The 24,492-nt window shown below is 50.4% G+C and carries 26 protein-coding genes and 2 pseudogenes; 16 read left to right on the plus strand and 12 right to left on the minus strand.

From position 1 onward, the window contains the following. Positions 1–211 precede the first annotated feature (211 nt). The gene (locus AC07U6_RS13105; RefSeq protein ID WP_494762378.1) at positions 212–790 is read right to left on the minus strand and encodes a TetR/AcrR family transcriptional regulator; all 579 of its coding nucleotides are present in this window, start codon (positions 788–790) and stop codon (positions 212–214) included. Positions 791–941: 151 nt separating this feature from the next. Further along, positions 942–1,529 carry an NAD(P)H-dependent oxidoreductase gene (locus AC07U6_RS13110; RefSeq protein WP_494762377.1) on the minus strand — a complete coding sequence of 196 codons (588 nt, stop codon included), beginning with the start codon at positions 1,527–1,529 and terminating at the stop codon, positions 942–944. Positions 1,530–1,785: 256 nt separating this feature from the next. Here AC07U6_RS13110 and lptF point away from each other — a divergent pair, with 256 nt between their 5' ends. Both lptF and lptG read left to right on the plus strand, forming a co-directional pair. Continuing rightward, positions 1,786–2,856, plus strand: a complete 1,071-nt coding sequence (gene lptF / locus AC07U6_RS13115) for an LPS export ABC transporter permease LptF (protein WP_494762376.1) — start codon at positions 1,786–1,788, stop codon at positions 2,854–2,856. Then, positions 2,853–3,932 carry an LPS export ABC transporter permease LptG gene (gene lptG, locus AC07U6_RS13120; RefSeq protein WP_494762375.1) on the plus strand — a complete coding sequence of 360 codons (1,080 nt, stop codon included), beginning with the start codon at positions 2,853–2,855 and terminating at the stop codon, positions 3,930–3,932. The genes lptF and lptG overlap by 4 nt, the downstream gene beginning before the upstream one ends. Positions 3,933–3,941: 9 nt before the next feature. Here lptG and AC07U6_RS13125 read toward each other — a convergent pair whose 3' ends face one another. Further along, positions 3,942–4,640 carry a nucleoside/nucleotide kinase family protein gene (locus tag AC07U6_RS13125; RefSeq protein WP_494762374.1) on the minus strand — a complete coding sequence of 233 codons (699 nt, stop codon included), beginning with the start codon at positions 4,638–4,640 and terminating at the stop codon, positions 3,942–3,944. A 144-nt stretch (positions 4,641–4,784) separates the two neighbouring features. Between AC07U6_RS13125 and AC07U6_RS13130 the strand changes: the two genes are divergently transcribed. Together AC07U6_RS13130 and AC07U6_RS13135 are read left to right on the plus strand one after the other, a co-directional pair. Further along, positions 4,785–5,513, plus strand: coding sequence for a nucleoside/nucleotide kinase family protein (locus AC07U6_RS13130; protein ID WP_494762373.1), 729 nt, complete (start codon positions 4,785–4,787; stop codon positions 5,511–5,513). Next, positions 5,506–6,261: a nucleoside/nucleotide kinase family protein gene (locus AC07U6_RS13135; protein ID WP_494762372.1), complete on the plus strand. Its 756-nt coding sequence runs from the start codon at positions 5,506–5,508 to the stop codon at positions 6,259–6,261. The genes AC07U6_RS13130 and AC07U6_RS13135 overlap by 8 nt, the downstream gene beginning before the upstream one ends. A gap of 27 nt (positions 6,262–6,288) precedes the next feature. Here the strand turns inward: AC07U6_RS13135 and AC07U6_RS13140 are convergent, their stop codons facing one another. Beyond that, positions 6,289–6,648, minus strand: coding sequence for a diacylglycerol kinase (locus AC07U6_RS13140; protein ID WP_494762371.1), 360 nt, complete (start codon positions 6,646–6,648; stop codon positions 6,289–6,291). A 26-nt stretch (positions 6,649–6,674) separates the two neighbouring features. Next, positions 6,675–7,799, minus strand: coding sequence for an N-acetyltransferase (locus tag AC07U6_RS13145; protein WP_494762370.1), 1,125 nt, complete (start codon positions 7,797–7,799; stop codon positions 6,675–6,677). Positions 7,800–8,385: 586 nt separating this feature from the next. Between AC07U6_RS13145 and AC07U6_RS13150 the strand changes: the two genes are divergently transcribed. The 4 genes from AC07U6_RS13150 to spt are packed head-to-tail and all read left to right on the plus strand — an operon-like array spanning position 8,386 to position 12,490. After that, entirely contained in the window at positions 8,386–10,125 is a 1,740-nt protein-coding gene (locus AC07U6_RS13150) for a fatty acyl-AMP ligase (protein ID WP_494762369.1), read from the plus strand. Next, positions 10,122–11,036: an NAD-dependent epimerase/dehydratase family protein gene (locus tag AC07U6_RS13155; protein ID WP_494762368.1), complete on the plus strand. Its 915-nt coding sequence runs from the start codon at positions 10,122–10,124 to the stop codon at positions 11,034–11,036. The genes AC07U6_RS13150 and AC07U6_RS13155 overlap by 4 nt, the downstream gene beginning before the upstream one ends. 34 nt (positions 11,037–11,070) lie before the next feature. Continuing rightward, positions 11,071–11,331 carry an acyl carrier protein gene (locus tag AC07U6_RS13160; RefSeq protein WP_494762367.1) on the plus strand — a complete coding sequence of 87 codons (261 nt, stop codon included), beginning with the start codon at positions 11,071–11,073 and terminating at the stop codon, positions 11,329–11,331. Further along, positions 11,318–12,490: a serine palmitoyltransferase gene (gene spt, locus AC07U6_RS13165; RefSeq protein WP_494762366.1), complete on the plus strand. Its 1,173-nt coding sequence runs from the start codon at positions 11,318–11,320 to the stop codon at positions 12,488–12,490. Before AC07U6_RS13160 ends, spt begins: the two co-directional genes overlap by 14 nt. On the opposite strand, the gene AC07U6_RS13170 is transcribed toward spt, so the two are convergent. Genes AC07U6_RS13170 through AC07U6_RS13180 form a run of 3 tightly spaced genes read right to left on the minus strand, consistent with a single transcriptional unit; the run spans position 12,487 to position 15,312 of the window. Then, the gene (locus tag AC07U6_RS13170) at positions 12,487–13,092 is read right to left on the minus strand and encodes a YtfJ family protein (protein WP_494762365.1); all 606 of its coding nucleotides are present in this window, start codon (positions 13,090–13,092) and stop codon (positions 12,487–12,489) included. The two genes, spt and AC07U6_RS13170, sit on opposite strands and share 4 nt — an antisense overlap. Before the next feature lie 50 nt (positions 13,093–13,142). Then, positions 13,143–13,976, minus strand: a complete 834-nt coding sequence (locus tag AC07U6_RS13175; RefSeq protein ID WP_494762364.1) for a hypothetical protein — start codon at positions 13,974–13,976, stop codon at positions 13,143–13,145. Next, positions 13,966–15,312 (minus strand): lipopolysaccharide biosynthesis protein, encoded by a 1,347-nt coding sequence (locus AC07U6_RS13180; protein ID WP_494762363.1) that lies wholly within the window; start codon positions 15,310–15,312, stop codon positions 13,966–13,968. The genes AC07U6_RS13175 and AC07U6_RS13180 overlap by 11 nt, the downstream gene beginning before the upstream one ends. Before the next feature lie 452 nt (positions 15,313–15,764). On the opposite strand from AC07U6_RS13180, the gene AC07U6_RS13185 reads away from it, so the two are divergent. From AC07U6_RS13185 to copC, 5 genes and pseudogenes are all read left to right on the plus strand, one after another. Further along, complete coding sequence (locus AC07U6_RS13185) at positions 15,765–16,532, plus strand: SDR family oxidoreductase (RefSeq protein ID WP_494762362.1); 768 nt, start codon at positions 15,765–15,767, stop codon at positions 16,530–16,532. A gap of 177 nt (positions 16,533–16,709) precedes the next feature. After that, positions 16,710–17,291: a DUF2946 domain-containing protein gene (locus AC07U6_RS13190; RefSeq protein WP_494762361.1), complete on the plus strand. Its 582-nt coding sequence runs from the start codon at positions 16,710–16,712 to the stop codon at positions 17,289–17,291. Positions 17,292–17,385: 94 nt separating this feature from the next. Next, a pseudogene (locus tag AC07U6_RS13195) lies at positions 17,386–17,520 on the plus strand (PepSY domain-containing protein); the annotation flags it as partial. Further along, a complete protein-coding gene (locus tag AC07U6_RS13200) occupies positions 17,520–17,738 on the plus strand; it encodes a hypothetical protein (protein ID WP_494764593.1) in 219 nt (72 codons plus the stop codon). The pseudogene AC07U6_RS13195 and the gene AC07U6_RS13200, both read left to right, overlap by 1 nt. Before the next feature lie 85 nt (positions 17,739–17,823). Continuing rightward, a complete protein-coding gene (copC, locus tag AC07U6_RS13205) occupies positions 17,824–18,186 on the plus strand; it encodes a copper homeostasis periplasmic binding protein CopC (RefSeq protein ID WP_494762360.1) in 363 nt (120 codons plus the stop codon). 84 nt (positions 18,187–18,270) lie between these two features. On the opposite strand, the gene AC07U6_RS13210 is transcribed toward copC, so the two are convergent. Next, the gene (locus tag AC07U6_RS13210) at positions 18,271–19,188 is read right to left on the minus strand and encodes a pyridoxal-phosphate dependent enzyme (RefSeq protein ID WP_494762359.1); all 918 of its coding nucleotides are present in this window, start codon (positions 19,186–19,188) and stop codon (positions 18,271–18,273) included. Between the two features lies 1 nt (position 19,189). Continuing rightward, on the minus strand, positions 19,190–19,855 hold the full coding sequence (locus tag AC07U6_RS13215; protein ID WP_494762358.1) for an alanyl-tRNA editing protein: 666 nt from the start codon (positions 19,853–19,855) through the stop codon (positions 19,190–19,192). Between the two features lie 98 nt (positions 19,856–19,953). Between AC07U6_RS13215 and AC07U6_RS13220 the strand changes: the two genes are divergently transcribed. Continuing rightward, the gene (locus AC07U6_RS13220) at positions 19,954–20,664 is read left to right on the plus strand and encodes a helix-turn-helix transcriptional regulator (protein ID WP_494762357.1); all 711 of its coding nucleotides are present in this window, start codon (positions 19,954–19,956) and stop codon (positions 20,662–20,664) included. On the opposite strand, the gene cynR is transcribed toward AC07U6_RS13220, so the two are convergent. Further along, the gene (cynR, locus tag AC07U6_RS13225; RefSeq protein WP_494762356.1) at positions 20,612–21,508 is read right to left on the minus strand and encodes a transcriptional regulator CynR; all 897 of its coding nucleotides are present in this window, start codon (positions 21,506–21,508) and stop codon (positions 20,612–20,614) included. The two genes, AC07U6_RS13220 and cynR, sit on opposite strands and share 53 nt — an antisense overlap. A gap of 107 nt (positions 21,509–21,615) precedes the next feature. Here cynR and AC07U6_RS13230 point away from each other — a divergent pair, with 107 nt between their 5' ends. Both AC07U6_RS13230 and AC07U6_RS13235 read left to right on the plus strand, forming a co-directional pair. Further along, positions 21,616–22,815 (plus strand): cyanate transporter, encoded by a 1,200-nt coding sequence (locus AC07U6_RS13230; RefSeq protein ID WP_494762355.1) that lies wholly within the window; start codon positions 21,616–21,618, stop codon positions 22,813–22,815. 182 nt (positions 22,816–22,997) lie between these two features. Beyond that, positions 22,998–23,887: pseudogene (locus AC07U6_RS13235) on the plus strand (oxidoreductase). Here the strand turns inward: AC07U6_RS13235 and AC07U6_RS13240 are convergent. Continuing rightward, positions 23,888–24,478: a YceI family protein gene (locus AC07U6_RS13240; RefSeq protein ID WP_494762354.1), complete on the minus strand. Its 591-nt coding sequence runs from the start codon at positions 24,476–24,478 to the stop codon at positions 23,888–23,890. It lies immediately after the preceding pseudogene. Positions 24,479–24,492 lie beyond the last annotated feature (14 nt).

Genomic DNA, 24,492 nt, shown 5'->3' on the forward strand with positions numbered 1-24,492 from the left:
TCACCTTCTTTAATTTTGTGACCAGCCTCACAAACCACACCAACCGCCACGGCAAAACAATTCCCTGTACAAGAGCGAGAATCATATCGAGCATCTGGATCTGCTGACGGCCATGCGTGAAGGCGACCGCGAGAAAAGCCTGGCCTCCATCCGCAATCACATCAGTAAATTACGCCACGACGTGATGGCATCATTGTAAACGACAGCCGCACTAGCGGCTGCGCTCTACCATCGCCACAATCACCTGATACAGTTCATCAACCGCCTGCTGTTCAGCAATATCTCCGCTGACGGCGGTGGCCGAAAGGCTGTCCGCTGCACCCAGCATCGCCCACAGCGCCGCATCCGACAGCCCGTTTGGGCCGATAAACATCGCCAGCGCCCGGCGGCATTTCTTCAGGTAGCTTTTCTGGCACTGTTTCCTCAGCTCGGCCAGTTCCGGCGAGCCGCTCAGCGCGGCAAGCACATCCGGGATCTCCCGCCCTTCCGTCAGCACACAGTTCACGTAGCTGGCCGCAATGATGCGGGCTTTTTCAGTCAGAACCGGTTCCGCAGCGGCAACTGCATCATCGATCACTTTATTCTGGCGGGATTCAAAATCCTGATACAACGCCGCCAGCAGCCCCTGGCGGGAGCCAAAATGCTCGTAAACGGTGGGCTTAGTGATGCCTGCCGCCTCGGCAAGATGACCCATTGTCAGCGCATCGGTCCCTTCGCTGGCAATCAAACGCCACGCAACCGCGATCAGCTGAGCAAAGCGCTCTTCCTTAGATAAGCGACGCCGTGACATCACTGGCCCCGTGCCGTCATGCTTAACGCAGTATCGTGAATAATGACGCAGTGCTTTTCGTTCAAAATGCAGGACATGCTGAGGCTCCTCGTTGTATCAATCCTGAAAAGATTGATGGTGAAAATAAGGCTGACTGGCCGCTGGCATGGCGTTATCCGGCTATTTTATTACCGATTTTCAGCGCGATTTCCAGATGGGATTCAGGGAATTGGCCGTTTGGCGTCAGCAGCAGCTCAGATGTAACCACCTTTGCGCCAACAAAATCAAATATTCCACGATCGATCTGCGTTTTCATCGCCTCATCATAGCCGCGACGAGAATAGGTTCCTTCGTCAGCGGCACCAATGCCAATCAAATGAACGTTCAGATTCGGCAGCATTTTTATCAACCCGCCACCTTCCGTGTCGTCATAGGCCCAACCGTTGGTAAACACGCGATCGATCCAGCCTTTCAGCATGCCGGGGAACGACCACCAGTAGATGGGATAGACCAGCACCAGCGCATCAGCACGATCTATACGCTGCTGTTCAGCCACGATTTCCGCCAGCGGTGACGACTGATTGCGGAAAAATGCCAGATCCGGCGCAGCAAAACGCGGATCGAAATTTTCAGCAAACAGATCGGCGATTTCAACGGTATTGTCTTTGCCGACCGCAGTGACACCTTTGGCCACGCTGGCGGCAACGCGGTGGGTGAATGACTCTGTATCCGGATGCGTAACAACAATCAGTGCATGCATATCTCAGTTCCTCTGGTTCGATTAGGGTACGTTCAGCGGCTATCGCGTTAACATACTAAAGGTATGTTACCTTTAGTATGTTGTAATTTATTCTCATAAACAGATCAACCGCGAAGTGGCATACCGCACAAATCGCTCGCCGCAGGCAGCAAGCGTGATAGCACGTAACTGCAAGACGGTAACGCGACTGAACTATTAATCTGGAAGGCTGTAAAAAACCGTTATTCATGACGCTGATGTTGAGTCTCACTATTTTATGTATTTAATCGAACGCTACATCATGGTTGCAACGCAACGGCTGGTGATGACAATAATCGGTTTTCTGATTTTTATCTTTGCCAGTTATTCAACTCAACGTTACCTGACCGATGCCGCCAACGGCACCCTGGCGCTGCAATCGGTAATGTATATTGTTTTCTATAAAATTCTGATTGCTTTGGAAATGTTACTTCCCGTCGGGCTGTATGTTTCAGTCGCGATTGCGCTGGGGCAGCTTTATAACGACTCGGAAATAACTGCCGTACTTGCCTCTGGCATAAGTCCTTTACGGATTTATAAAGCGATCTTATTTTTGGCGATCCCGTTAGGGATTGTAGTGACACTACTCTCCATGTATGCGCGGCCCTGGGCCTACACGCAAATATTCCAGCTAAAACAGCAGGCGCAGTCTGAATTAGATGTCAGCCATCTACAGGAAAAGAAATTTAATCTTAATGACAGTGGCAGGATGATTCTGAGCGATAAGATCGATCGTAAAAAAAATCTTCTGTCAGATGTGCTGATATACAGTACTTCCGGCAACAATACCTTTTTATTTCGGGCGCACTCTGTGCAGGTGGTCAATCCGGCAATCGCCTCACCAGCGATCGCGCTTCATTCAGGCACGGCCTATCAGCTTAACCGTCAAGGTACGGAAGACAACGCGCAAACGTATAAAAATTTTAATCTACATCCTAAGCCAATGAAGCAAAGTATCGAACTCAGAAGTAAATCCGCATCAATGGCAGAACTGTCACGCTCAAACGATCCGGCGGATATCGCCGAATGTCAGTGGCGAGAAAGCCGTGGAATCAGCGCTATTTTAATGGCGCTGCTGGCGATACCATTAAGCCGCACACGCCCACGCCAGGGTCGATTTGCCACTCTGTTACCCTTAGCCGTACTGTTTGTTTTAATCTTTTATGCCGGTAACATCAGCCGATCGCTGGTTGCCAGCGAAATTATCCCCTCATTTCCCGGCGTGTGGGCAGTGCCGTTGATTATGCTGTTGGTTTTCCTCACGCTTCTGGCCCATCAAGCTTCGCTACTACAGAAGTTTTTCCGGTGAATATTTTTAGCCGCTATCTGATTAAAAATGTCTTCCTCGGTTTCGCTGCCGCGGGCGCTTTGCTGATCCCACTCTTTTCCACTTTTGATTTTATTAATGAGCTTGATGATGTCAGTTCTGGTGGATACCACTGGACTGAGGCATTGATGGTGGTATTAATGAAATTGCCTCGCTGCCTGATCGATCTCGGCCCTTTTATCGCTCTATTGGGCGGTATTGTCGGGCTGGGCCAGCTGTCGAAAAGCCTGGAGCTGACTGCGATGCGCGTCTCCGGTATGTCAGTTTTCAGGATAGGAATGAATGCGCTATGTGCCGGTATTATTTTTACCGTGGCACTGTGCGCGCTGGACGAATGGGTGGCTTCACCGCTTCAGCAGCGGGCACTTCAGTTAAAAGGTATCGCCGAAGCCAGAGATGATAATTCGTCCGGTTCAGCTAACACGCTGTGGGCGCGTAAAAATAATGAATTTGTTACGATTAAAACGCTGGATGAATATAACCAACCTGTTGGCATTGAAATATTTAAGTACCAACCGGATAAAACCCTCGATTATTATCTTTATGCTAAAACTGCGACAATTATTGGTAACGGTATATGGACTTTATACGATGTTAATCAAAAAACATGGTCAGGTGGTAAAGAAACATCGACGTTGCATGACAGCATGCCGTGGCAATCAATATTCAATCATACCAGCCTGAAAGAACTAATGATGCCCAGCGATAGTTTCTCAATCCGGCAGCTGAATAATTATATCGATTATTTGCAAACAACAGAACAACCCGATTTAGAGTTCAGGATCGCATTTTGGAAAAAGCTGGGACAGCCCGTTTTGATTCTTGCAATGATATTACTTTCCGTTCCCTTTACATTTAGCAACCCCCGGGCGCCAGGTGTAGGAAGTCGCCTGGCTACGGGTGCTGTTATTGGGTTACTCACCTACGTTAGCTACCAGATCATCGTCAATCTTGGCTTGTTATTCTCTTTCAATGCACCGTTGACGGCACTTCTTCCGCCCATACTCCTGCTGATTGCAGCATTAATGCTGGTTAACAGATTTGATAAGAAACATTAGCCCTGATTATTACGTTTTGTAGCCCCTCGACTGCAGAAAATTCGCTACAACACGTTCTGTTATAAGAAGAACATGGTCGAGAGGTTGATTCACGTCGATATCAACAGTCTCAGAACTGGGAAAATTCAGCTTTGAGGTGACCGCAACTTTTTTTTCCAGTGATTCCCGGTGATGATCGGGTTTTCGTGCACAGGCAACATCAATGTCAACGTTAAGTTTTAACACCAGATCGGGTTTGTAACTGGTCATCCAGCGAAATGCCTGATGTTCTCTGCCGGCCAGCCAGTTAATAAATGGCCTTCCTGAAATATGCTCAGGTAAAAGTACACCATCATAGGCACCGGGAATTTGCATCTGAGGATAGCGATCGGCCAGGATGATCAGCCCCTGCTTACGAAGGCGTAGCATACGACGAAAGCGGAAAAGTCGCCGTAAAACAAAAAACATCATGACCAGTGCAGGCACTACACCAATTTTTGATTTTGCCAGGCCGACTTTTTTACGATCGATAGTTTTACCCAACATTTTACCCAGCAGCGGTAACTTAACTAGCTGGCGTTCTACATTACCAGCCTGTTTCCCTAAATGTACTTTGGCAACAGAACCATATTGATTGATAAATCCAATAAGGTGTTCAGAAATAGTGGATTTTCCGGAACCATCACAGCCAATAATAGCAATAATCGGTGGATTGTTTTTCGAATTCATAAAGCCATCCCTGTTAATTAAATTCCTCAGGATATAGCATTTTAAAAGAAGATCGTCGCTAATAGTGCTTGTTATTCTACAGCACTTACGCATATGGAGAACATCGTGCATTATGAAATGCATTGTTAAAACAGGGTTGTTAACGTGAAAAATATAAAAACGATTATCAATCACTCCCCGGTTCGGGCGATCGCTATTACGGGATGCGATGGTGCCGGGAAATCAACGCTGGCGGCTCATCTTGCAAATCATCTTGCCTCACAGGGTGAGACAGAGCTGATTTATCTGGGGCAGTCTTCGGGTTTTATTGGTAAATGGATCGCCGGGCTTCCAGTTATTGGTTCATATATTGGAAAATATTTAATTAACCGATCTGAACGCGTTCATCATCACCCATCCTCGCCGCCGGGAAATATGGCCGCACTGGTCATTTATCTGCTCTCCTGCTGGCGGGTTTATAAGTTCAGGCGCATGTTGGCGAGATCTCAACAGGGTTGTCTGCTGATTACCGATCGCTATCCACAGGCAGAAATTCCCGGGTTTCGTGTTGACGGCCCTCAGCTTGCAAAAGCGGAAGGCGGGAATTATTGGGTACGCATGCTGAGAAAAAGCGAGCAGCGATTTTACCGTTGGATGGCTTCATACCCGCCAGCATTGCTGATTCGTCTGAATATTGATGAACAAACGGCGCGCTTACGTAAACCGGATCATGCCCTGTCTGCACTCCGCGAGAAAATTGCCGCGATACCACAGCTAACCTTTAACGGCGCTCAAATTCTTGATTTAGATGCCCGTGAACCGGAAAGTAAAATAATCGATAAATCACTGCAGGCGGTTCATCTCGCCCTTTCAGGCTTACAGAAAAATGCATAGCGATAAAATAAATACGGCATCCCAACACTCTGCCACCCGCGTTCCTGGACTGATTGCCGTGGTAGGCTGCGACGGGACTGGAAAATCAACGCTGACCGCGGATTTGGTGAAAACACTGAGTTCGTCCTGCGCAACGGAACGCCGCTACCTCGGATTAATATCCGGTGAGGATGGCGATAAAATTAAACGTTTGCCGGTGATCGGCGTATGGCTTGAGCGCCGTCTGGCAGCAAAATCGGAAAAAACTCAGCGCATGAGCAATAAAGCGCCCGCTCTCTGGGCCGCGCTGATTATGTACGGGCTCTCCGCGTGGCGAAAAGCGAATCTGGCTAAAGCAAAACGCTTAGCTCAGAGCGGCGTACTGGTGATCAGCGATCGCTACCCGCAGGCAGAAGTTTCCGGCTTTTATTATGATGGCCCCGGCATCGGAATTGAACGCACAACCGGGAGGTTAATGACGTATCTGGCGAAGCGTGAACAACGTTTATACCAGCAAATGGCTTTATGCCGCCCCGAATTGATTATTCGTCTGGAGATTGATGCCGATACCGCATTTTCTCGCAAACCCGATCATAACTATGAGGAATTACGCGACAAGGCACTCGTGATGACCCGTCTTAATTACAATGGGTCCAAAGTATTAACCATTGATGCCCGGGCTCCCTATCATGAGGTTCTGCAAACCGCACTAGCGGCTATTTATCCGGTTATTTCTGCCGAGCGGGAGGACAAATTAGCCGAGGCTTAACCCGGGGTGATTTTAGCGATATTAGATCTACAGTAAAATCATTGCCCAGATGGTCACGGTCATCAGCATCGTGACAAGCTGTGCTGCGCCGCCGATATCCTTTGCTCGTTTTGACAGCGGATGAAGTTCCAGAGAAACCCGGTCGATAGCGCTTTCGATAGCGGTATTAAGAAGTTCCACCACCAGCAGGAGAAAACAGCTGGAAACTAAAAACAGGCGTTCAACGTTTGACACATCAACGCACAGCGCAACGACGAATAATACTCCAGCAACAATAAACAGCTGCCTGAATGAATTTTCCGTTAACAGCGCATTGGCAAGACCAGACAGCGAGTTTTTTATACTGTCGAACAGCCGGCTGAAACCCTTTTTCTTTTCAAATAGCATCGCGATATTATCAATCCCAGTAGATATTAAAGTTGTTTTTCATATAACCGGTAACGCTTATAGGGTATCGCACCAATTTTTTCCAAAATATTCCTCATCCCGGCGTTAGATTCCAAAATCCACGACATTTCTAACGCCTCAATGTTCCACTTACCAAATGCAGCATGCAGCGCTTCAATAAGTAGCAGGGCAATGATCGGTCCAATGCGGCTAAACTGATGTTCGAGTTTTACACCCATCAATGGCACCCTTGCCGTACGCACACCGCTGACTTTCAGCCGCCAAAGGAGTTTCGCCCAGCCAAGGGGTAATAATCGCCCATTGAGATCGGCAATCGCTTCATTAATGTTAGGCAGGCCGATAATGAACGCGACGGGTACGGAATCTATCTCGGCGATAAAGATCATATCGTCCGGTACCAGGAATTTGAGCTGGTCCCCCATAACGGCAAATTCGTGTTCGGTGAAGGGTACAAACCCCCAGTTTTTCTGCCATGCTGAGTTAAAAATCTGGCGCAGAACCTGCATTTCCTCGCTGAATTTCTTGCGATTAAGGCAGCGAATGCGGACTTTTTTACGAGCATGGCCCATAAGTTTAGCCAGTGATGGGGGGAACTGGAGTTCAGCCAGGCGCATCCAGTAGGCCAGGAGATCGATGCCCTGTGTGTATCCCTGCTGCTCAACTCTGGCTGAATAATAAGGCTTACCGTGGGTCATCATGGCGCTTGGCGGGGTGTCAAAGCCGTCAATCAGCAGACCGCTTTCCTGATTGATGTTAAGACTAAATGGCCCGGTGATTTTTCTGGCACCTTTTGAAACCAGCCAGTTTTCTGCAGCTGAAAATAACAGGCTGAACACTTCAGGATCGTCGATGGCATCGATCATGCCAAAATGCCCGGTATCCTGACCGTAGAGCCCCCGGTGTAAGGAATCGACCTGGGCAGATATTCTGCCAACAATTTCACCCTCTTTTTTTGCCACCCATGTCTGCCATTCAATATGTTCATCTGCCGGGTTTTTTTTCGAGAAGTGTTCTAACCGCTCAATATTTAAAGGATTGATCCAGTTTGGATCGTTTTGAAAAAGATGGGAGGGAAACGTAATAAATGACTTAAGTTGACGCTTATTGATAACTTTTTCGATGTGAATCATACATACCATTGAAACTGATAATTTACGAAAAAAACACACAACAGCCTTTTTGGGAACGTATTACCCACGGTTATTGTGCCCTTCACCCCTTTCCATTCTGCAATACTCGCACTTTGCATTAAGTATTTATATAAAAAGGGAAAGCATTGAGTTTTCAGCCTGTTATCTAACCGAATAAATTCGCCCAGGCGTTAGGCATATTATGCTGTTAACACAATGTTCTAATAAACAACGCCTGTTTCTTATTTAAACTGTATTTTTCCTAAACGAAGTCTAAAATCCTTTAACACTAAATGCTACATTCAAGTCAGAACATGAATTTTCGCTACGGGAGGGTTTAAAAATTGCAGCCATCGCAGTATTTTAATGCCGGGATAAAATTAAAAAACCAATGCACCACATTTCCCTCTCGGGCTGTCCGCGCGCAGCAGTATTTCCTGTCATGCTGTGACTTATCAACACCTGTGTAATTCAAGGCAACTTTGTGAGACGAAAAATGTGCTTGTATAAATTGTTACGCAAATAAAAACCTTCAAATAGTAATCATTTCTATTGTTAGATATTTTAATCTATAAATGGGTTGTATATGCACGAAACACGCTCTACGCATTCTCTTCCTATGCGCTATGCAGACTTTTCTTCTCTTGTTGAAGCTTTAGACTACGCAGCCCAGGGAAGTACCGGGATGAATTTCTATGATCGACGTAACCAACTCATCGCTTCGCTGGAATATCGCTTACTACAGCAGCGTGCGAAGATAGCGGCCCGACGATTATTATCATTGAACCTGAAAAAAGGCGATCGCGTTGCGCTGATCGCGGAAACCAGCGTTGGTTTCGTCGAAGCGTTTTTTGCCTGCCAGTATGCAGGTTTAGTCGCGGTTCCACTGGCCATCCCTATGGGCGTTGGCCAGAGTGCTTCCTACATCGACAAGCTTCAGGGGCTGCTCAAGAGCTGCCAGCCGGCTGCGATTATCAGCAGTGATGAGTGGTTGCCGTTAGTTAAACCCGTACATAGCGAAGCAGCGCATATCCGCATCCTCACTCATGCAGATATCAATGAGCTGCCGGAGAAAGATGTTCAGCTCAGAGCACCTTTGCCCGAGGATATCGCCTATCTCCAATACACTTCAGGCAGCACGCGCTTTCCGCGTGGAGTGATAATCACTCAGCGTTCCGCGATGGCCAACCTGCAGGCCATTAGTCGTTATGGCATTAAACTACAGGCCGGTGACCGCTGTGTTTCCTGGCTGCCTTTCTATCACGACATGGGGCTGGTCGGTTTTCTCCTTACGCCGGTGGCAACGCAGCTCTCCGTTGACTATCTGCGCACACAGGATTTTGCGATGCGCCCGATGCAATGGTTAAAACTCATCAGCAAGAATCGCGGTACTGTTTCCGTTGCTCCTCCTTTTGGCTATGAGATATGCCTGCGCCGTTGTAGTGAGAAAGAGATTGCGGATTTGGACCTGTCCAGCTGGCGTGTGGCCGGAGTAGGTGCCGAGCCAATTTCGAGTGAACTGCTACAACGTTTTGCCGAGTGCTTCAGCAAAATTAACTTTGATAGTAAGGCGCTGATGCCCTGCTATGGCCTGGCAGAAAATACGCTGGCGGTTAGCTTCTTCGATAACGCAACTGGTCGAATGATCGATATGGTCGATCGCGATATTCTGGAATATCAGGGAAAAGCCGTTGAGCCGACCAGGAATACGCGTGCCAGAGTGACGTTTGTTAACTGTGGCCGTGCGCTTCCAGGGCATCGTGTTGAAATTCGTAATGAATCAGGAAAAATTTTATCCGATCGTGAAATCGGCCATATCTGGATTTCAGGTCCCAGCCTGATGAGTGGTTATTTCAGGGATAACGTTTCGCGCTCAAAAATCGAGTCCCTCGGCAGAATGGATACGGGTGATTTAGGCTATCTGCTGGACGGAGAGCTGTATGTTACCGGTCGGAAAAAGGATCTTATTATTATACGTGGCCGCAATATCTGGCCGCAGGATATTGAATACGTTGCCGAATCGGTTCCGGAAATTCGCACGGGCGATGCAATTGCCTTTGTGACATCAAATGAGCGTGATGAAGCAGGGAAGATTATTTTGCAAATACAGTGCCGAGTGAACTCTGAAGAGCGTCGGGATCAGATTATTCATATGCTGACCTCACGCATTCAAAGCGAGTTTGGCGTAACGGTAGAAGTTAAACTATTGCCTCCGCACAGTATCCCCCGCACATCTTCAGGAAAACCGGCGCGCGCCGAAGCCAAGAAGCGCTATCTCAGTGAGGCGATGAGCCCACACATGCAGTTGGCAGGTTATGCGCAATGAACAGAACGGTAGCCGTTACGGGAGTAACGGGGTTTATCGGCAGGCATATCGTCAAGAAGCTACTGTCGCGGGGCTTCGTTGTCAGAGCATTAACCCGGCAGGCTGCTATTCGTTCGTCCGATAATTTAATCTGGGTGCGGGGTGACCTGGACGATCGGGTAACATTGACTGAACTGGTTCGGGGAGCAGACTGCGTTATCCACTGTGCAGGCCAGGTCAGAGGCAGCCGGGAAGAGGTCTTTACCCACTGTAACGTATCCGGCAGCCTGCGTCTGATGCAGGCGGCACAAGCAGGTGGCCACTGTCAGCGCTTCCTGTTTATTTCTTCGCTGGCCGCGCGATATCCTCAGCTTTCATGGTATGCAAATTCAAAGTTTATTGCCGAGCAGAAGCTAACCGCCATGGCGTCTGATATTTCTCTCGGTATTTTTCGTCCCACCGCGGTCTATGGGCCAGGTGATAAAGAACTGAAGCCGGTATTTAACTGGCTCCTGCGCGGTATTCTTCCTCGCCTCGGCCACTACGAATCCCTCCTGTCGTTTCTGCACGTCAGCGATTTAGCTGAAGCCGTGTATCAGTGGGTCATTGGTAACGTATCGGAGACAGCACCTTTCGAGCTTTGTGACGGAGCTATCGATGGGTACAGCTGGAAACGTTTGCAGGAGATCGGTTCCAGTATCCGTGGTAATCCGGTGCATTTGATCGGCGTTCCCCTTCCATTGTTAAAACTGGCCGCCGATATCAGTCTGTTATCGCATCGTATAATGCGAAAAGAACCCATGCTAACCCGCAGCAAAATCCGAGAATTAACCCACAACGACTGGTCGGCAAGCAATTCCCACATATCAAAATATATTAACTGGCGTCCTGAGGTTAGCGTAGAGCATGCGCTGCGTGAAAGACTCTTTTAATTTCCCCAGACTATAGGTATTAAAAATTATTTCTATGTGCAAACGTGACTTACTAATGGACTATATCCTGGAATGCATACAAGAGATGGCACCAAAAGATGTTGAAATAAAGAAAGAAAGCGATCTGGTCAATGACCTCGGCCTTGAATCCGTTCAAGTGATGAATTTATTAATGATGCTTGAAGATAAACTCGATATTTCAATACCCATGAATATTTTATTAAACGTCAGAACGCCTGAGCAGCTACTTGACACTTTATTCTCATATCTGGAGAGCACCAATGGGTCTGTATGATAAATTCACCCGTCTCGCTAACCAGCGAGAACAGTTTCAGACATCCGGCCTTAATCCCTTCGGTACCTGCATTGATGAAGTCTATTCTGCCACAGAGGGCCGAATCGGTGAGCGGAATATTGTCCTCGCCGGAACTAACAACTACCTTGGCTTAACCTTTAATGCTGAAGCCATTGCTGTTGGCCAGGCGGCACTGGCCAGTCAGGGAACGGGCACCACCGGATCACGTATGGCGAACGGCAGCTACGGTTCTCATCTGGCCCTGGAACACGAACTGGCGGCTTTTTTTGATCGCCCTACCGCTATCGTTTTCTCTACCGGCTATACCGCGAATTTAGGCGTTATCAGTACACTGGCCGATCCAAATGCCGTGGTGCTGATCGATGAAGACTGCCACGCCAGCATCTATGACGCCTGCGTTCTGGGCGGCGCGCAGATAATACGTTTCCGACACAATGATGCCCAGGACCTGGAACGTAGAATGGTTCGCCTGAAAGAACGGGCGAAAGACGCGATTATCATCGTTGAGGGGATTTACAGCATGCTGGGGGATGTTGCCCCCCTGGTTGAAATTGTCGAGATTAAAAAACGCTTCGGTGGTTACCTGCTGGTTGATGAGGCGCACTCGTTCGGCGTTATGGGCTCGACCGGCCGTGGTCTGGCTCAGGAGCTGGGTGTTGAACAGGACGTAGATATCGTGCTGGGCACCTTCAGTAAAAGCCTGGCGTCAATCGGGGGCTTTGCCGTCGGTTCTGCAGCAATGGAAGTTTTGCGGTATAGCAGCCGTCCGTATATTTTCACCGCATCACCATCTCCTTCATGTATCGCGTCGGTACGGGCATCGCTGAACATTATCGCCCAACAGCCTGAGTTACGTGAAAAACTGTGGACTAACGCCGCCAGGCTTTATCAGGGGCTGCAAAAAATCGGCTATACCCTGGGTGCACATATCAGTCCGGTGGTTCCGGTAGTCATTGGCTCGAAAGAAGAAGGCCTTCGTTACTGGCGAGATCTGATCGGCAGAGGTGTTTACGTTAATCTCGTGCTGCCACCGGCAGCACCATCGGGTATTACGCTACTTCGATGCAGCGTTAACGCCGCACACAGCGAAGAACAAATCGATAAAATTATTCAGGCCTTTACCGCACTACGGCGTTAAGGGAGAAGTGCCGCAGAGGATGGGGCACCGCTATGGCGATCGGATTTATCCGCATCGAGTAAATGCTGTAACAGGCTTATCACCTGAAGCACTTCACCAGGCGACAGCGCCCCATCTTTTGCCCACTGAACACGCCCTTCACGATCGAGAACCACTATCGTAGAACTGTCTTCATTTAGCTGCCAGGCTTTACGCCCCAAACCATCACTGTCGATGATAAACTGGGCCCAGGGATAATGTCGTTGATTTTTCTCTACTTTACCGACCACAAACAATCCTGTGCCGGGAAACTCATCATCCGTATTCACAATCGTCGTCGGCTGGAATCGGTCATCCGGAAAGTTCGCAGCTTTAACTGCTTTAATCAGGATGGAGTTTTTCTTTTTTGCTGAACGACGACCGGCAATATAGTGAATTATGCGAACTTTTCCCTCAAGTTGTGAACTGCTCCATTTTCTATAACTGATTTCATCACCGTTAAGTACTAATTCGCCGCGATCGACAATTCCAACCGGGGCAACATGCTGCCCCTTAATGAAATTATGTGAAAATGCCAGCGTCGGAAAAAAAATAAGCAGTAACAGTATTGGGATACGTAGCATTATGGGCTTTCCTTCCAACGAATTATCAACTTAATCATTCCCCTTGAGGTTTATAAAGGATAACGCGCAACAAACATTTCAATAGGTTGACGAATATTATTCGCTATCAGGCTCGATTCACTGTACGACTTCTTGCCGGATAATTTATCGGCGACCATTTCGTCATGACGGTCGCCCATTAACCCATTAATATTGGATAAAAAACCGGAAAGTTGACAAGCATCCAAATTATCGGGGTCCAGTGATCTCATCGTGTCATAGTAAGACACCTGCTGGCTGACAATTTTACGTACGTCATGGAACTCACCTCCCGTCAATTCAGGATTAGCTATCGCTTCTTGCAGTTTACGTATCTGCTGCTGCCTGTAATGTATAAAACCATGATCGTCATCCAGGACAGCATGTCGCAGGCAGTAGCGAACTACGGCCCAGATCGGGGCACTGAGAATCACATTTAACAGCCGACCGTAAATTTTGATGTTTCTTTCGTTGTGATTACGAAAGGCATCCTGGAAATGCCCAAGAAAAACAGTAGTCTGACTGAAAATAAAATTGGATTCATGCTTTTTACTGTAAAGCCGCTGGGCAAAGCGTAAATGTTTATAGCGTGCGCGAATATATTTATACTGAAGCCGTTCTTTTTCACTCAGAACGTTCCCCTGTAATACATGATTAATTAATTTCAGTAAGTCTTCACGTCTGAATCCATCCTCCCAGAATTGTAAACACAAAGCATAACAATGACGGATATCATCCGTTGAACATTGCAGCTCAATAAATTTCGGTAAACTTGTAGACTCGCCAATTTTGTCATCTTCTTCTACAGCGGTGAAGAGTCGTTCAATTGTTTCGGGGGGGAATTTTTTCCATTTTTCACAGCTCATTTTTACGCGTCCCAACAGAAGTATTAACAGAAAGAGAATGGCGATGACGCCAGGCCCATAGCGTAGGGATTAGAGAGAACAGGACGTCGAAAAACTGCCCGCCAAAATACGCATAGGCTGCGCCGATCACACCAAAGAAATGAGGTAATACAATTAACAATACGATGTATGAAGCGGAAGCAAATGTTTGCATAACCAGATAGGTCCGCTGTTTTCCTGCCATTAATAATAATGATTCCTGCGGAAAACCCATCATGGAAATAACCACGGCTCCCAGCATCACCTGAATAAGGTCATATGCTTCAAGATACTTCACCCCAAAAACGAATGAGATGAGTGGCTTACCAACGATAATTACCAGCAGCGCGACCAGTATACCTATAGCGCCAGCCAGCAGGGCTGACCGCAGCCCGAGCACCCAGGGCCTTTTGCTGGCTGGGTCCAGACGCATGATCTCCGGATAAAAACTTTTCGACAGCAGACTTGCTGGCGTTCCCGTTGCATCAAAAACGGTCATGGCGATTTTAAATAGTCCCGCAGCCACCGGCCCCAGGATAATACCAACGAGGACGGTACTGCATGAGTTACGTGCTGACCAAATAGAGTGTGAAAGATTGGTGGTCCACACAAAGTTCCATGCGCCCGATAATCTTCGTGCCGGCACAACAAAACCAGGGCGCAGAGCTTTGTGAAAGTTTTTTCGGCGAAGTTCGCGTGCTGAAAACCACCAGAATAACAGGCTGGCGAACAGACTTGAAACAAACCAGGTGACAATAAAACCAGCAAAACCCAGCTGTAAAAAATAAGAAATGATGCTACCAATAGCAATCATTAACGGTTTTATTGCCTGCTGAACGGCAATCAGGTCAAAACGATCCAACGTTCGCAGAATTCCTGTCGGCGTCGATGAGGCCATGAAAGGAATCAGCGTGCAGTATAACAGAGCAAGTTTGAAGTTTTCCGCATCCAGTCCAATAACGTCAGACAACCAGGGCAACAATGTCATTCCGGCTAACATCGCCAGTGCGCCGCTGACAATATCCAGCCCAAACGAAAATGCAATCACGTCACGAAAGCGTTGGTTATTTTTACTGACTAATGCTGGCATACCAAACTGAACGATGAATTGCCAGGTCTGAAACTTGGCAAAATCACTGACGGCTTTGGTATAGGACTGAATGACGATAAGTACGCCAAACATCTCAGGTGACATGCCTCTACCGGCGCATGAAAGCGCCAGCAGTCCTAACAAAGCACTGACAACGTTTCCGGAACCTAGATAAGCACTGTTGCGGATAATGGTGCGGAAAGCACCATCAGAAAACCATTTTTTCATGGAAAAACCAGCCCATAGACGGCTTGTTGATCAGAGCACGTTATCAATCACTTAACCGATATCATTCCGCCTGACATGTATAAAACAACGGCCCTGAATAAGGCAACTCATGGTTATTTATATTAACCACGTTACTCATTCTATTTTTTTGTATTTTCAAGAAAACGGCAATAACTGCCTGTTCAAGCGAGGCAACAGGATAAACGATATTGCTCATCGGCTAAAGGCTTTTACCCAAAAACCGCATCAGTAATCAAAAAATATATTATCGGCAAAATCCGGCCAATAGAGTAAGAAAATGATTTAAATTTTAACGCGATCAATATTACAAAATTAAATAAAAATTCAATTAACATCTGGCTGACTGGACTTTTTTAGCTGACGCTTTTTCAGCACTGTTGGGAAAATGGCCCCGTTAATTTGTGTCAGTTTACGTGTAAATGAAATAATTTATGAAAATCAGAGAGGAAGAAATGCTGAAAGGTAAACGAGCGGTAATTACCGGAGGCGGCCGTGACTTTGGTCAGGCCATTGCCGTCTGGTTGGCCAGAGAAGGAGTCGAGGTTGATCTTTGCGCACGCAAAATTACCGATGCAATAGCTACCTGCGACATTATTCACTCAGAAGGTGGAATTGCACGCGGTTATAAGTGCGATATGACTCAGCCAGACTCGATTAGCCGGTTCTGCACGGCACTTTTACACCCGCAAAAAGCCATCGATATTCTTATCCTCAGTGCTGCGCAATGGCTGGAAGGTGAACTGGATGAGCAAATGCCTGCTGAGATCATCAGCACAATCAACTCCGGATTAACCGGGCCTGTTCTGTTAACTCAGGCGCTGCTACCCGGCTTACGTCTGTCATCGGGTGCAGATATCGTGACAATAGTCTCATCCTGCGGCATTCCACAATTTACGAACTCCGTTGCACATCCCGCATTTTTCGCCAGCAAGCATGGAATAAGCGGTTTCAGCCAGAAACTCGCCAGCCAGATGGCAAAAGAGAACATCCGCCTCACTGCGCTGTATCCACCGGATTTTGAAATCACCAGTTTGCAGGCATTGGCCACGAGGAATGAACGAATGGGAGAGAACCTGCTTAACGGCCAGTCTCTATGGGAAACGATCCGTTTTGTGTTGACCCAGCCGCGGAGCTGCCATATCAGCACGATCTATTTTCAGGGACCCACTCGGCAGGCGTTAAGCCATTTTACTCCCTAAAAATAATTGACCCGCAATGTTAACGAAATGTTTAAATAAAGCAGAGTTACTGGGTATTTTTTTGCACTATATGGCAAAGCAAATAAAAAATAATTTTTTCCTTGATTTAGATTTCATATTTGCCAGAAAAGCCGTTAAAATTTCCACCATTATGAATGATGCTACCGGACTTTCGCTTTGGTTTCTCTGTTAGGCCTTTCGCAACGCCGCATGCCAGCCTTTATTGCCGTGCTGGCAATACTGATGCTGTTTATTGCCCCAGAGGTGTCGAAAACTCTGGCGCAATGGCGTGCAGCAAACGCGATAATGGCTCACGGTGGACACCCTGACTCAGCATCCGAAGACCCGTTGCCGTTTGGCAGCATGTCTGATGGCGCGATCCCTGGCCCTTCAACACCGGTACGCGGTATGCAGCATGCCGCTACGCACCACGGTTCAATGCCCATGCATCACATGGCTTCCGGTATGGCCCATCATGCAATGTCTGCCGTAAATACCGAAGTTAGCGCGAAAAAATCCCTACCGATGACGGACCACAATAGCTCGCAGCCCGTAACAGGCGGAATGGCGACGATGGACGATCTCGCCTGCGGCTACTGTGACCTGCTGGTACACTTCCCGTTTATGATCTGGGTGCTTATCCCTCTGATCTGGCTTTTATGCACTTCAACGCGCGCACCGCCGGTACGCCTTGTTGTCTCATTTTTCGCGACATTCCTGCCTGGCTGCTGCCTTCCCCGGGCTCCGCCTGCCCACTAACCACGCCGTTATTCCACTCTAAAATTAAAATTCCTGATTAATTTTCAGGAAAGAAACCCGCATTTTAAATTATGTGCTCTGCACAGGATTACCCATGTCGCAAATTAAAAATAACGATAAAAAAACACGCGGAGTCGTGCTGGATTTTTTCCGCCGTCTGCATTTTTATATCGGTTTGTTCATTGGGCCGTTTATTTTTGTCGCTGCCTTAACCGGCACGCTTTATGTGTGTGGCTGCGCCGCCCGACGGCACCGGTGGACAACGTCGCCAGTTCGCTACTCCATGCCTGGTTGCGCCTACCGATGCGCTGGCGCATTAGCTTTCTGCTGGTCACCTCGGCTCTGGGCTGGTGTTTGCCGGTAATGGGAGCCAGTCTGCTGGCCTTCCTGTTGATTGATATCGCACGCTGGCAGTACCAGAAACGCCAGGTGTCGCAGTTCGCCTGAGTCGCGGCGATATAATGTATTCATGCTGTCGGCCATCGTCCGGCAGACGTTTGTCACGCAAGGAGAAGTTCAGATGGTATTACGTATGAAAAAAGCCCTCGCAGCCGCTACTGTGCTGGCTGCAACACTGATGTCTCAGCAGGCCCTGGCCCACGCTCATCTTGCCAGCGCTTCACCGGCCAGCAAGGCCGAAGTCAGCGGTTCACCAAAAGTGCTGACCCTGACCTTTACCGAAGGCGTTGAGGCCAGCTTCAGTGGCGCTGCAATCACCGACGCAGCCGGCAAAGCCGTGGATACTGCTAAGGCAACCGTAGACAGCGCGGATAATAAAGTCCTGCATATTCCGCTGTCATCTGAGCTGAAGGCGGGTGAATACATGGTTGACTGGCACGTCCTTTCCGTTGACGGCCATAAGACCAAAGGGATGTATAACTTCACCGTGAAGTAAGGCCGAATCCGGACATCGGCGCAGCCGATGCCCGGAAAGAAAGCTAAGTGATCGGGCGGTAGCACGCTCACTGCCGCCCCTTCGCTATGCGCCGCCGTGCAGGCTAAAGAGCTGTTCGGCGGACATCGTTGCGCCGCCGCAGACAATCACCAGCGGATTGTGAAAGGCTTTCAGAACGGCTTTTTGCTCATAAATGCATGCCAGGCTCGCGCCGCATGCCGGTTCCGTCATCACGCGGTGATCGTCAATAAACCGACGACAGGAGCGCACCGCCTCTTCATCTGTCACCACCTCACTGATAACAGGATGAAGCCCCACCAATCTGACCGCCTGCTCACAGACCTTTTTCGCACCCAGACTGGTTGCAACAGTGTTGATGTGTTCAAGCTCCACCGCCTGACCGGCCTCAATGGCGGCACGAAATGAGGCCGCACCTTCTGTCTCTACCGCAACCACCGGAATATCGTAAAGCCCGTTGCGCTGCAACCCTTCAACCACGCCGGACAGCAACCCACCGCCGCCGACGGAAAGCACAACCGCATCGGGCCGTACGCCGCTGGCCACCACTTCATCAATCATTGAGGCATGTCCCTGCCACAGCAGCGGATCGTCGAAGGGGTGCAGAAACGCGTCCAGTTCCCCCTTCAGGGAGAGCGCAAAGTGGTTGGCCTCCTGCCAGGATGCACCGTGAACGATGACGTCAGCCTTTTCAAGATGCAGTAGCTCCTTTGCGCGAGCTGACGTTGTCTCTGGCACCACTACCGTCACAGGTACACCCAGCGCTCTGCCGGCCCAGGCGACGGCCAGGCCTGCGTTGCCGCCCGAAGATGAAATAAAGCGCCGGGCCCCCTGCCCATAATATGTCCGGCAGGCCAGCCCGATACCACGAATTTTAAATGAACCGCAGGGCTGGAGCGCATCCATTTTCAACCAGACGTTACTGCCGCTCAACTGGCTGAGTGCCCGTGAATTCAGCAGCGGAGTATTCAGATGTAGTTGCATATTACGCAGCCTGATTAAGGGTTAGCGGGCGCGGATCGACCAGTGAGTAAGAAACGGAAAGCTGCCCCTTGCGGAACTTCACGCTGCTAATCAACACCTCACCCACGCGATCGGTGCTGATGACGTGCGTACCACCGCAGCTGTAAAACGGCAGTTCACCCCAGGTGATGCGACGTATGCCTTCCGGCATAGTTTGCTGACGCAGCAAGGCCTGTTCCACCAGCTTATTGACTTTATCACAGAGTAATTCAGCATCGGGAACGGTCTGCCCCGCTGCTGCGGGTTCAAACACCACCCGCCCTTCACCGGGGCGATGGTTGCCCTTAATCGCCTGCCAGCCCAGGCTCTCGCCCACGGCGGCAATCAAGTGCCCGGCGGAGTGCATACGGGTATTCAGCTGCCGACGATCGACATCCACCGTCATAACACACTCCCCCTCAGGGAGCGCGCTGTCGGTAACATGTACTATTTCATCATTCTCCTGAAATACGCCCAGCACGCTGGCATCACCAAGCTGCCCGATGTCATAAGGCTGACCGCCACCCTGCGGATGGAACAGCGTTTCTGAAAGAAGAGTGTGAAACCGCCCGTCTTCCGCAAGAGTGGATGATAGAACGGTTGCGATAGCACTAAGGCTATCGCTTGAAAGATACAGTTTGCTGGTCATCGGCCCTCACCGGCGTTAATTTAAAACCATTGTTGATGTTTCAACAATTTGTTTATATTCTTATCCAGAATAAACCAAGACACAACGAGTTTTTATTGATGACTGCCAGCACCGAAAAATCACAGCTGATTGACCATCTTAGCGCCGTCATGGACGCATTCGCCTCCGTTGCAGGTCGCCATATCGAGGTCGTTTTACACGATCTCGCACAGCCGGAAACGTCGGTGATCAAAATTATCAACGGCCACGTTTCCGGCAGAAAACCGGGCAGCCCGCTGTTGGATGCACCGGATAACGACCGGGGATTTCTCGGCCTGCTTAATCCTGCCGCAGCCCCATTGGACCGGCAACCCACAGTTTTTAACCGCTATCCAACGACCAGCCTGCAGGGGAAGCCGCTACAAAGCTCAACGGTGTTCTTCAAAGATGAAAACGGTAAACCCCAACTTTCACTCTGTTTTAACGCTGACAACAGCGCGATAGATGCGGCACGCGAGGCCTTAGCCATTTTGCTGCCTCAGGAACCGGAGGAAAAACAGGAACAGGAGATCGGGCTGGAGGAAAAGCTGGATGAGATTATTCGTGCCTGTATTCCCCCCGCCGGGCAACTCAGAACCGGAGCCGGCAAGCAGGAGAAGGTCGAGATTGTTCGGCAGATGCAAAACCGGGGGATGTTTATGGTACGCGGCGGGGTTGAGAAAGCGGCAAAGGTGCTGGGCGTAACGCGCTACACCATTTACAACTATCTCGATCAGATTAAGAAGGAAGCGGGTCCGACAGCGTTGCCCACTGCAAAGCCAGCTGAATAAACGCCCGTGCGGCGGCACTTTGATAGCTGTCCCGGTGCTGCAGGATAACCGCCGTTCTTTCCAGCAGCGGCGGCTCTAGCGCAATTCCGGTCAGCGGCTTATTTTCCCTGGCGATTGCCGCGGGCAGCAGCGTTGCCAGCGGTGCACACCGGATGATTTCCACTACCGCATTGACCGAGTTTGCTTCCATTATCACCCGGGGGCTCAACCCGTTTTGCCGGCAGCAGCGATCGATCTGCCCGCGTGTGGCAAATTCTGTACTCAACAGTACCAGCGGCAGCGCATCCAGTACCTCTAAAGGCAAACATGTGTGCCCCGCAAGGGAATGACCGCTACCGACCACCAGCACCAGTTTTTCCTTCAGCAGCGCCCGCGCGTCTGTTTCCTGCGCATAACTCCCTTCAAAACCAATACCCGCATCCAGTTCGCCTGCGCATAGTTGTTCCTCAATACGCTCCTGCGGCATCTCACGAATGCTGACGTTAATATTCGGGTAGCGCTGATAAAACGCGGCCAGCAGCGGCCCAACCAGCCACGCGGTAAAGGTTGGCGTTACGGCAATCCGCAGCAAGCCGCGATGCAGGTCGGCAACATCGTGGATCGCCCGCTTTCCCTCTTCCAGCCCCTGCAGGGTCCGGCGGGCATAGTTCAGATAAACCGCTCCTGCATCGGTCAAACCAATACTCCGGCCGCTACGGTCAAAAAGCGTCGCGCCCAGATGCACCTCCAACTGCCTGATCTGCTGAGACAGCGCTGGCTGAGAGACATGCAGCGCCTGAGCTGCACGGGTAAAGCTGCGGTGCTCCGCTACGGCCAGAAAATAGTTGATATGTCGAAGCAGCATGACGCCATCCATAAGTAGAGGCAATAGACCTCATCATAAATGAATATTTTATCTTATGTGAACTCATCCTTACTCTTTTGCGAACGGTAAGTAACGAGAGTGATGTAATGAGTCTGATGATGAAAAACGGTCTGATGCTACTGGTTCTGGTGCTGGTTGGCCTGAATATGCGACCTCTGCTGACCTCAGTGGGGCCGCTGCTGCCGCAGCTTCGCGACGCCAGCGGAATGAGCTTTGCGCTGGCTTCCCTGCTTACCGCCCTGCCGGTGGTGGCAATGGGGATAATGGCGCTGGCAGGAGAGTGGCTGAGTCACCATCTGAATGAGCGTAAAACCGTCGCGCTGAGCCTGGTGACCATCGCCGCGGGCGCACTGCTGCGCGAAATGGCTCCTCGCAGCGCACTCCTGTTGAGCAGTGCTTTAATTGGCGGAATTGGCATAGGCCTTATTCAGGCAACCATTCCTGGCATAATTAAGCGGCTCTTCGGCCACAGCACACCCGCGGTTATGGGGCTGTGGTCGGCTGCGCTGATGGGTGGCGGCGGGCTGGGTGCGGCAATGACTCCGTGGCTGGCACAGCACAGCGAGGTCTGGTTTCACGCGCTGGCATGGTGGTCACTGCCGGCCATTCTTGCGCTCACGGGCTGGATGGTTATCGGTCAGTCCGCCATTGAACCACCGAATAAAACGTTATCTGCCCCTCGGGTACGTTTACATGTCAGCCCGCGCGCGTGGTTGCTCGGACTGTACTTCGGGCTGATTAACGGCGGGTATACCAGTCTGGTCGCCTGGCTACCGCCCTATTATATGCAGATGGGGTCCACGCCGCAGTCAAGTGGCACGCTTCTGGCACTGCTGACGCTGGGCCAAACGGCGGGCGCGCTGCTGATGCCAATGCTGGCTCGCCATCAGGATCGGCGTAGATTATTGTTGATAGCGCTGATGATGCAGCTGCTGGGGTTCTGCGGTTTTATCTGGCTACCGCAGCAGCTGCCGGTTGGCTGGGCACTGATTTGCGGTGTGGGCCTGGGCGGCACCTTTCCACTGAGCCTGGTCCTGGCACTCGACCATTCTCCCCATGCGCCTCTTGCCGCGCGACTGGTGGCCTTTATGCAGGGCATCGGTTTTATTATCGCCGGGGCTTCACCCTATTTGTCCGGATTCCTGCGCAGCAGCACCGGCAACTATCAGGCCGATTGGATCTTGCACGCCGCCTGCGTGGTCGGGCTGATGCTACTGACGCTGCGCTTTGCCCCATCGCGATATCCCTCCGCGTGGCAGGCAGTTTTGCACCGGAAAAACATCTGACGCAACGCAACCAGGCTCAACACGGTGATGTTTTTTTTGGACGATCGCCCGTGATTTGTTCATGTTACCAGGGGATGATAGTGTGCCAGGCGGACAGTGCGCAGCAGCGGGAACGCGCTCGCCCATCGTGTTGCTGGTTTCTGCCATTCCCCTGAATCGCTGGTTAACAGGAAAAACGCATCATGTCTGAATACCCTGCTATTGCACTTATCGGCCCCGGTGCAATTGGCACCACTATCGCGGCAGCGCTGCATGAAGCTGGCCGCACACCCACGCTCTGTGGACGTACCGCACACGACAGCCTGCTGCTGCGTGTTGGAACCACCGCATCGAGATCCCCGGCCCGGTACTCACCAATCCTTCAGCTATTCAACATCATTACGATCTGGTGTTCGTGGCGGTAAAATCCACTCAGGTTGCGGAAGCCGCGCCGTGGCTGGCAGCACTGTGTAGCGCAAAGACCGTGGTTTGCGTGCTACAAAACGGCGTTGAACAGCGCGCACTTTTTGCGCCTTATCTCTCCGCGCAGCAGATCCTGCCTTCGGTCGTGTGGTTCCCCGCACAGCGCGAAGCGGGGAATGCCGTCTGGTTACGCAGCAGCCCGCGCCTCACCCTGCCGGATGTACCGGAAAGCCATCGGGTGCTTGAGGCGCTGCAAGGAACGCGCTGTGAGGTTGATGTCACTACCGATTTTACGCAGTTGGCCTGGCGTAAACTGATGCAAAACGCGCTGGCCGGGTTGATGGTGCTAACCGGCCGCCGCGCCGGGATGTTTTCTCGCATTGATATCACCGGTCTGTCGCTTGCTCTGCTACAGGAATGCCTGGCGGTGGCGCGTGCAGAGGGAGCCAAACTGGGTAATGAAGGTTCCTCAGGAAATCCTGGCATGGTTTCATCGCGCACCCGCCGACCTCAGTACATCGATTTTGACCGATCGTCAGGCGGATCGCCCGCTGGAATGGAACTGCCGCAACGGAGTGATCCAGCGACGAGGCCAGGCGCACAGTATTGCGACGCCGATTAGTGACCTGACGTTCCTCTGCTCGCCGCCGCCAGCGATGGCCCGGGATGATTACGGCGTGTTGGCATTTTCGTTAAGAGCCGGACGTGCGCGAATGGCAATATCAATTTTGATACGATCGTCTACCAATACGGCCAGACGATCCATCTTGAATGCCGATCGGGAGATGGTGGTGGTGGCGTACAACACCAGTTCACCAGCCGAAGATGATGCCTCTTTACCTGCCATAGTGGCTTCAAGGATCACCGGGCACTGGACGCTTTTAACCTGCAGCAGACCAAAAATTTTGTACTGGCCCTGGCCTTTATCGACCACGCGTGTACTGGTAAAAATAATATCGCGGTAGCGAACTGCGTCAAAAAACATCTGGCTTTTCAACTGCCAGGTCAGCATATCGTTAGAAGCTTTCAGTGTAGAAACCGGAATCTTTACGCTGATGCGATCGTTGTAATCATGGCCGGGGTCCAGCGAAACTTCTCCGGTTACACCGCTGAGTCGGGCCTGAGAGAAGGTGTCGCCGAACGCATTCCACGACAGTACGATATCGGTCCGATCGGCAGCGACCTGATAAGTGAGCGGCGTCGCATGCAGCACCGGGCTGGAAAACAGCCCGAAAGCCAGCAGCGTGGCGATGCGGGTCATACAGCAATTCTCCT

The organism is Erwinia sp. GW821-FHT03D09 (genome assembly GCF_059420805.1).

Coding starts and splice junctions, on each gene's coding strand:
- AC07U6_RS13210 (WP_494762359.1), bottom strand. CDS start 19,188: ATGCAACTACATCTGAATACTCCGCTGCTGAATTCACGGGCACTCAGC.
- AC07U6_RS13240 (WP_494762354.1), bottom strand. CDS start 24,478: ATGACCCGCATCGCCACGCTGCTGGCTTTCGGGCTGTTTTCCAGCCCG.
- AC07U6_RS13105 (WP_494762378.1), bottom strand. CDS start 790: ATGTCACGGCGTCGCTTATCTAAGGAAGAGCGCTTTGCTCAGCTGATC.
- AC07U6_RS13180 (WP_494762363.1), bottom strand. CDS start 15,312: ATGAAAAAATGGTTTTCTGATGGTGCTTTCCGCACCATTATCCGCAAC.
- AC07U6_RS13155 (WP_494762368.1), top strand. CDS start 10,122: ATGAACAGAACGGTAGCCGTTACGGGAGTAACGGGGTTTATCGGCAGG.
- AC07U6_RS13215 (WP_494762358.1), bottom strand. CDS start 19,855: ATGACCAGCAAACTGTATCTTTCAAGCGATAGCCTTAGTGCTATCGCA.
- AC07U6_RS13170 (WP_494762365.1), bottom strand. CDS start 13,092: ATGCTACGTATCCCAATACTGTTACTGCTTATTTTTTTTCCGACGCTG.
- AC07U6_RS13145 (WP_494762370.1), bottom strand. CDS start 7,799: ATGATTCACATCGAAAAAGTTATCAATAAGCGTCAACTTAAGTCATTT.
- AC07U6_RS13160 (WP_494762367.1), top strand. CDS start 11,071: ATGTGCAAACGTGACTTACTAATGGACTATATCCTGGAATGCATACAA.
- AC07U6_RS13185 (WP_494762362.1), top strand. CDS start 15,765: ATGAAAATCAGAGAGGAAGAAATGCTGAAAGGTAAACGAGCGGTAATT.
- AC07U6_RS13110 (WP_494762377.1), bottom strand. CDS start 1,529: ATGCATGCACTGATTGTTGTTACGCATCCGGATACAGAGTCATTCACC.
- AC07U6_RS13220 (WP_494762357.1), top strand. CDS start 19,954: ATGACTGCCAGCACCGAAAAATCACAGCTGATTGACCATCTTAGCGCC.
- lptF (WP_494762376.1), top strand. CDS start 1,786: ATGTATTTAATCGAACGCTACATCATGGTTGCAACGCAACGGCTGGTG.
- copC (WP_494762360.1), top strand. CDS start 17,824: ATGAAAAAAGCCCTCGCAGCCGCTACTGTGCTGGCTGCAACACTGATG.
- spt (WP_494762366.1), top strand. CDS start 11,318: ATGGGTCTGTATGATAAATTCACCCGTCTCGCTAACCAGCGAGAACAG.
- AC07U6_RS13135 (WP_494762372.1), top strand. CDS start 5,506: ATGCATAGCGATAAAATAAATACGGCATCCCAACACTCTGCCACCCGC.
- AC07U6_RS13140 (WP_494762371.1), bottom strand. CDS start 6,648: ATGCTATTTGAAAAGAAAAAGGGTTTCAGCCGGCTGTTCGACAGTATA.
- AC07U6_RS13230 (WP_494762355.1), top strand. CDS start 21,616: ATGAGTCTGATGATGAAAAACGGTCTGATGCTACTGGTTCTGGTGCTG.
- AC07U6_RS13125 (WP_494762374.1), bottom strand. CDS start 4,640: ATGAATTCGAAAAACAATCCACCGATTATTGCTATTATTGGCTGTGAT.
- AC07U6_RS13150 (WP_494762369.1), top strand. CDS start 8,386: ATGCACGAAACACGCTCTACGCATTCTCTTCCTATGCGCTATGCAGAC.
- cynR (WP_494762356.1), bottom strand. CDS start 21,508: ATGCTGCTTCGACATATCAACTATTTTCTGGCCGTAGCGGAGCACCGC.
- AC07U6_RS13175 (WP_494762364.1), bottom strand. CDS start 13,976: ATGAGCTGTGAAAAATGGAAAAAATTCCCCCCCGAAACAATTGAACGA.